This window comes from Nocardioides aequoreus (genome assembly GCF_000720335.1).
GTDB lineage: Bacteria > Actinomycetota > Actinomycetes > Propionibacteriales > Nocardioidaceae > Marmoricola > Marmoricola aequoreus.
On sequence record NZ_JOJN01000008.1, the window covers coordinates 135,309 to 141,401 of the forward strand.

A 6,093-nucleotide genomic window follows, 5' to 3' on the forward strand; every position below is an offset into this window, starting at 1 on the left:
ACCTCAGCGCCCCACCCCGGCCGCGCGGGCGAGCTGCACGGCCTCCTCGCGTGAGCCGACGCCGAGCTTGCCGAGGATCTCGGAGACCCGGTTGCGGATCGTCTTCGGTGCCAGGTAGAGCCGGGCGGCGACCTGGGAGGTGGGCAGACCGCGCACGAGCAGCTCGAGGATCTCGAGGTCGCGTGCGTCCAGGGAGGCCAGGGCGTCCGTGCGGGGAGCGAGCCGCGCGGCCGTGGTGATCGCGGCGCTGGCCCCGCGCCCGACGACCATCGAGCCCGCGGCCGCCGTGTGGAGCGCCGCCAGCACCTCCTCGGGGTCGGCGTCCTTGAGCAGGTAGCCGTCGAGCCCGCTGGCGAGGGCGCGGATGACGGTGGTCTCGTCGGCGTCCATGGTCAGGATCAGCACGCGGCAGCCGGTGCGCTGCTTGAGCCGGACGCCGAGGTCGATGCCGTCGCCGTCGGGCAGCTGCAGGTCGAGCAGCGCGACGTCGCAGGCGACGTCGAGGGCCAGGGCCTGCGAGGCGGAGCGAGCGCTCGCGACGACCCGGAGGGCGGGGTCCGAGCCGATCAGGGCGGTGAGGCCGGTCAGCACCACCGGGTGGTCGTCGACGACCAGGATCCCGACCAGGACCCCGGTCACCGGGGGACCGCCAGGCGCAGCCGGGTGCCGGTCGCGGACGTCTCGACCGCGAGCGAGCCGCCCAGCGCCTCCGCGCGCTGCCGGAGCGACGCCAGCCCGACACCGGGCACGACGCGGCCACCGCGCCCGTCGTCGACGACCTGCGCCACGAGACCATCGCCCGACGACGCCACGCACACCTCGACGTGGGTCGGTGCTGCGTGGCGCAGGGCGTTGGTGACGCCCTCGGCCACGGTGCGGTAGGCGACCACCTGGGTCTCGCCGTCGAGCGGGTGGTCGAGGGTCATGCGGAGGGTGAGTCGCGGCTCCGCACCGGGCGTCTCGAAGGAGCGGACCAGCCGCCGCAGCGCCTCGGCCAGGTCGGCCTCGTCGAGGGCCGACGGGGTCAGCCCGGCGACGAGCCCGCGCAGGTCGGTGCGGCTGCGGGCCAGGTCGGTGGCGAGGTCGTCGAGGAGCGCGTCGTGCGCCGTGGCGCGCGTACGCCGTGCGGCCTGCACCCGCATGCTCATGCCCGCGAGCGCCGGCCCGAGCCCGTCGTGCAGGTCGCGCAGGATGCGCGCCCGCTCGGCGTCGCGCTCGCGGGCGACGTCGAGGCGGGCGTGCTGTGCCTCGACGGCGAGGCCGACCGCGCGTGCGACGAGCGCGACCGTCGGCAGCAGCTGGGCGACGACGCGGCGCTGCCGGGGCTCGGGCCCCTCGTCGTCCGCGGACCTGACGAGCAACGTGCCGAGGCGGTCGCCGCCCACGACGAGGGGGTGGGCCAGCCAGGCGGGGCCGGGTTCCGGGTCGTCGTCGAGCTCGATCCGGGCCCCGAGGCTGCCGCTGGCCTCCGCGACCATGCGAGCTGCCTTGTCGAGCAGCTCCCGGGGGTCGGTCTGGCGGTGGAGGTCGGCGGTGATGACCGCGACGTCGTCGGCGGAGAGCGTGCCGGTGCCGTAGCGGCGGTCCAGCCGGTCCCGGTGCACCGAGCGCCCCGCCGGCACGGCCGCCAGCAGCGCGACGAGTCCGCTGAAGGCCGCGGTCGGACCGGGTGCGGGCAGTCCGGCCGCGGCGCTGGCGGCGCCGACGACGAGAGCCACGGTGAGGGCGAGCACGAGGGCTGCGACGGCCAGCGCGACGTCGGTGCCGTGGTCCGCGAGCGGACGCAGCTCCTCGCCCAGGACCAGACGCGCGGTGGTGGCGGCGACCAGCAGCAGTGCCACGAGGGTCGCCGTCGGGAGCGCCCCCGGCAGGCCCCACGACATGACGGAGAGCGCGACGCCCGACGAGGCCAGGGTCAGCAGCAGCCAGGCGAGCCGGCGCCGGTCGTCGCGGCGGGACCGGCGCGCGGCGGCCGCGAGACCGGCGTACGACGCCGCGCCGCCGACCGCGACGAGGACCCAGCCGGCGTCGTACCCCACCGCGACGGCGAGCCCACCGAACCCCGCGACGGGCAGGGCCACCGGGCCGGGGGCCGGCAGCCGCCCGAGCAGGGCCCAGGGGAGCCCGACCCCCACCGCCACCACGAACAGCGCGACGGACCGCGCGACGACCTCGCCGAGCACGAGCGGGTCGAGCGGGCTGCTCGGCGCGGGCACCGCCCAGAGCACGACCAGCAGTGGCGTCGTGCCCAGCACGGCGAGGAGCCGCCCGACGGGGTGCCCGGGTCGTCGGTCCAGGACGACCGCACCCGCGAGCGCGAGGAGCGGCCAGCCCCCGAGCATCGCCAGCACCTCGGTGCCGGTGCCGGCGTCGTTGAACTGCGCGGCGACCGCCGCCGAGACCGCTCCCACCACGAAGGCCACCGAGGCGAGCACGACCTCGACGCTCAGCGTGGGCGCGGCCGCCGATGGCACGCGCGTGAGGGGCACGGAGGTCACGCACAGCAGCATGGGCCAGCGGACGGGACCGTGGGAAGGAGCGAGCAGGTCGGCGGGACGGGCCGGGACGTCGCGGGACACCGCACCCTGGCCGTCGGGACGCCCCGTGGCGGACCCTGGGGGCGACCCGACCTCAGGAGCACCCGATGTCCCCTCCCGCCACCCGGCCCGTCGCGCCCGGGCTGCGGCTGCCACCCGGCCCCGCCCTGGTGGGCCTCGTCTACGCCGTGTGCGTGCTCGGTGCGGTGGCCTTCTTCGGCGGGCAGCTGCTGCTGACCGACGTCGACGCCTCGGCCCCCGAGGGACCCCTCGACTCGATGTTGGGCGTCGGGCTCTTCGGCTCGGCGGCGCTGGTGGCCGTGCTGGCCCTCGCGCTCACTCTCCGGCGGGACTCGTCCTCCGCCCGTGTGGGTGCCTTCGTCCTGCTGGGGCTGGCGGTCGTCACGCTGCCCTTCTTCTGGTGCGGTGCTCCCGGCCTCGCGGGCGCCGGGGCGGCCTGGCTCGGCGGGCTGGCGCGCGGATCGCACCCGCAGGGCGGGGGTGCGCGCGTCGCCGGTCTCGTCGGTCTGCTCCTGGCGGCGCTCAACGTCGCCTTCAACGTCGTCGCCTTCGCCCTGGCCGCACTCGGGGGCTAGGTCACCAGCCCGGCGATGAGTTGCGGCGGCGGGCAGGGTCGACCCCGGCATGGAGACCCACACCCTGCCCGTGCCCGGCGCCACCCTCACCTACGACGTCCGCGGCGACCTCGGTCCCGGCGTGCGGCCGCTGGTCCTCATCGGCTCGCCGATGGACGCGAGCGGCTTCGGCACGCTGGCGACGTACTTCACCGACCGCACGGTCGTGACCTACGACCCGCGCAACACCGGCCGCAGCGAGCGGGACGACCCGACGGCGCCGGTGACGGCGGCGCAGCACGCCGACGACCTGCGCGCCCTGCTCGACGCCCTCGGCAGCGAGCCGGTCGACCTCTTCGCGAGCAGCGGTGGCGCCGTCAACGCGCTGTGGCTGGTCGCCTCCCACCCCGATGCGGTCGCCACCCTCGTCGCCCACGAGCCGCCCCTGGCCGCCCTGCTGCCCGACCGCGAGGCCATCGCCGCCGTGACCGCCGACATGGTGGCGACGTACGAGGCGAGGGGGCAGGGGCCGGCGATGGCGAAGTTCATCACCCTGGTGATGTATCGCGGCGTGGTCCCGCCCACCTACCTCGACCAGCCCGAGCCCGACCCGGCGCACTTCGGTCTGCCCACGGAGGACGACGGCTCGCGCGACGACCCGATGATGACCAACATGCGCGGCGGCGGCACCGACGAGCTACCCGACCTCGACGCCGTCGCCGCGGCGCCCACACGCGTGCTCGTCGCCGTCGGTGAGGAGTCGGCTACGAGCACCACCGACGGCGAGCTCGCCGGTCGGGCGGCGTACGCCGTGGCCGAGCGGCTGGGGCGCGACCCGGTGGTCTTCCCCAGCCACCACGCCGGCTTCCTCGGCGGCGAGTTCGGCCAGACGGGCGACCCGGAGCGCTTCGCCCCGCGGCTGCGCGAGGTGCTCAGCGAGGCCTGAGACGGGTGCGCACCGCGTGGGTGGCGTAGCCGACGCCGCCGCCGATCACGGTCGCCCAGAAACCGGTCTCGACGCCCTGGCTGTACTGCGTGGAGAGCCCGATCACCCACGCCGAGCCCACGACGGGGCTCGCGGTCAGGGCGACGAGACCCGCGCGCCGGGCGAGCACGACGCCCGCGTCGCGCAGTGCCGGAGCGGGGGCAGGTCGGGCGGTCGGCAGGTCGGCGCGAGGCAGGTCGTTGACCAGCAGCAGGAGGTCGTAGCGCGTGACGGCGGTCAGGCTCGAGCCCCTGGCGGCGCTCGAGCTCCTCGCTGGAGAGCCGGCCGTGGGCGTGGTGCCCGTTGAGCTCGGCGATCAGCGCGTCGCGCTCGGCGTCGCCGATGCGCTCGGTCAGGGTGCTGAGCGCCGTGGTGTCCGGGGAAGCGGCCATCCCCGGATCGTGGCACCACGACCTCGTGCGACGTCGGATCTCACGCGTGTCGTGCGCCGACCCGCCCCATGTGTACGCCGACCCGCCCCATGTGTACGCCGACCCGCCTCATATGTACGCCGACCCGCCTCAGATGCCGGCATCTCAGGCGGGTCGATGTGCATCTGAGGCGGGTCGACGTGCAGGTGCGCCGGGTCAGCGGGCGGGTTCGCGCAGGCCGCCGGCGGCACGGGCCCACAGGACGACGGGCACGAGCAGCAGCGAGAGGACGCCGCCGGCGAGCGAGAGCGTGGCGTACGACGACCCGGCGACGACGAGGCCCGAGACGGCGCCGCCGCCCGCGCCGCCGAGCGCCACGAGGATGTCGAAGGTGCCCTGCACCCGGGGCCGCTCCGCCGGGGTCGTCGAGTCGACGACGAGGGTGGTGCCGGCGATCAGCCCGACGTTCCACCCCAGCCCCAGCAGCACCAGGGCGAGCACGAGCATGGCGAGCGAGTCGGCGGGCGCGTACGCCGCCGTCAGCCCGGCCAGCAGCAGGATCACGCCCGAGCTGATGGCCATCGGGATCCGGCCGACCCGGTCGACGAGCGGGCCGGTGACCAGCGAGGGCAGGAACATCGCGGCGACGTGCAGCCCGATCACCAGCCCCACCGCCGGCAGCCCGTGGTCGTGGTCGCGCATGTGCACCGGGGTCATCGTCATGATGCCGACCATCGCGACCTGGGTCAGCACCATCACGGTGGCGGCGACGACCAGGCCGCTGCGGTGGGGCCGGCCCTCGACGACCACGGCGACCCGCTCGGCGCGCTCGGCGAGCGCGCGGGCGACGAGGAAGGGGTCGGGTCGCAGCTGCGTGGCGAGCCAGGCACCGGCCGTCAGGAAGGCGACGCCGGCCAACAGGAAGGGTCCGGTCAGGGGCGGCAGTCCGAGCGACTCGGCCAGCCCGCCCAGGGGTCCGACGAGGTTGGGTCCGGCGACCGCGCCGAGGGTGGTCGAGACGAGCGCCGTGCTCACCGCCGTGCCGCGCTCGGCGGGCAGGGCGAGGTCGGTGCCGGCGTACCTGGCCTGCAGGTTGGTCGCGGTGCCGGCGCCGTAGACGAAGAGCGAGACGAAGAGCAGCGGCACCTGGTCGAGCGCGCCGGCGGCCACCACGCCCAGGGCCCCGGCACCCCCGGCCGCGAAGCCGGTGCCGAGTCCGACGCGGCGGCCGCGTCGCTGGGTCAGCAGCCCCACGAGGTACGCCGAGAGCGCCGAGCCCAGCGTGAAGAGGGCCGCGGGCAGGCCGGCGCCGCCGTCGGTGCCGAGCATGTCCTCGGCCAGCAGCGCGCCGACGGTGATGCCCGCCGCGAGCCCGGCCCCGCCGAGCACCTGGCTCACCACGACCACCCGCAGCACCCGGCGCTGCAGCGCCGCCCGCTCCGCGTCGTCACCCTCGATCAAGGAGACGACGTCGTGGTGGCTCACGGCGCGAGCGTAGGACCTGCGGGCTCCGGTCGTCGTCTAGGTGTAGTTCCCACAGAGGTTGTGAACGCGGGACGGTAGACGGATAGCGAGGACCTCCAGTACGGAGGGGGGTTACCACACCAACCCACCGTCTGGAGGTC

The 6,093-nt window shown here is 75.9% G+C and carries 6 protein-coding genes; 2 read left to right on the forward strand and 4 right to left on the reverse strand.

Annotated features, from left to right (window positions below):
• Positions 1 to 3: 3 nt before the first annotated feature.
• Positions 4 to 639 (reverse strand): response regulator, encoded by a 636-nt coding sequence (locus IG63_RS0115750; protein ID WP_030485309.1) that lies wholly within the window; start codon positions 637 to 639, stop codon positions 4 to 6.
• Positions 636 to 2,498 carry a sensor histidine kinase gene (locus IG63_RS0115755; RefSeq protein WP_157210230.1) on the reverse strand — a complete coding sequence of 621 codons (1,863 nt, stop codon included), beginning with the start codon at positions 2,496 to 2,498 and terminating at the stop codon, positions 636 to 638. The genes IG63_RS0115750 and IG63_RS0115755 overlap by 4 nt, the downstream gene beginning before the upstream one ends.
• 146 nt (positions 2,499 to 2,644) lie before the next feature.
• Here IG63_RS0115755 and IG63_RS0115760 point away from each other — a divergent pair, with 146 nt between their 5' ends.
• Both IG63_RS0115760 and IG63_RS0115765 read left to right on the forward strand, forming a co-directional pair.
• A complete protein-coding gene (locus tag IG63_RS0115760; RefSeq protein WP_030485311.1) occupies positions 2,645 to 3,133 on the forward strand; it encodes a hypothetical protein in 489 nt (162 codons plus the stop codon).
• 49 nt (positions 3,134 to 3,182) lie between these two features.
• Positions 3,183 to 4,058, forward strand: coding sequence for an alpha/beta fold hydrolase (locus IG63_RS0115765; protein WP_030485312.1), 876 nt, complete (start codon positions 3,183 to 3,185; stop codon positions 4,056 to 4,058).
• Here the strand turns inward: IG63_RS0115765 and IG63_RS0115770 are convergent.
• Positions 4,045 to 4,227: a hypothetical protein gene (locus IG63_RS0115770; protein ID WP_030485313.1), complete on the reverse strand. Its 183-nt coding sequence runs from the start codon at positions 4,225 to 4,227 to the stop codon at positions 4,045 to 4,047. The genes IG63_RS0115765 and IG63_RS0115770 overlap by 14 nt on opposite strands.
• 457 nt (positions 4,228 to 4,684) lie before the next feature.
• Positions 4,685 to 5,953 carry an MFS transporter gene (locus tag IG63_RS0115775; RefSeq protein ID WP_051706974.1) on the reverse strand — a complete coding sequence of 423 codons (1,269 nt, stop codon included), beginning with the start codon at positions 5,951 to 5,953 and terminating at the stop codon, positions 4,685 to 4,687.
• Positions 5,954 to 6,093 lie beyond the last annotated feature (140 nt).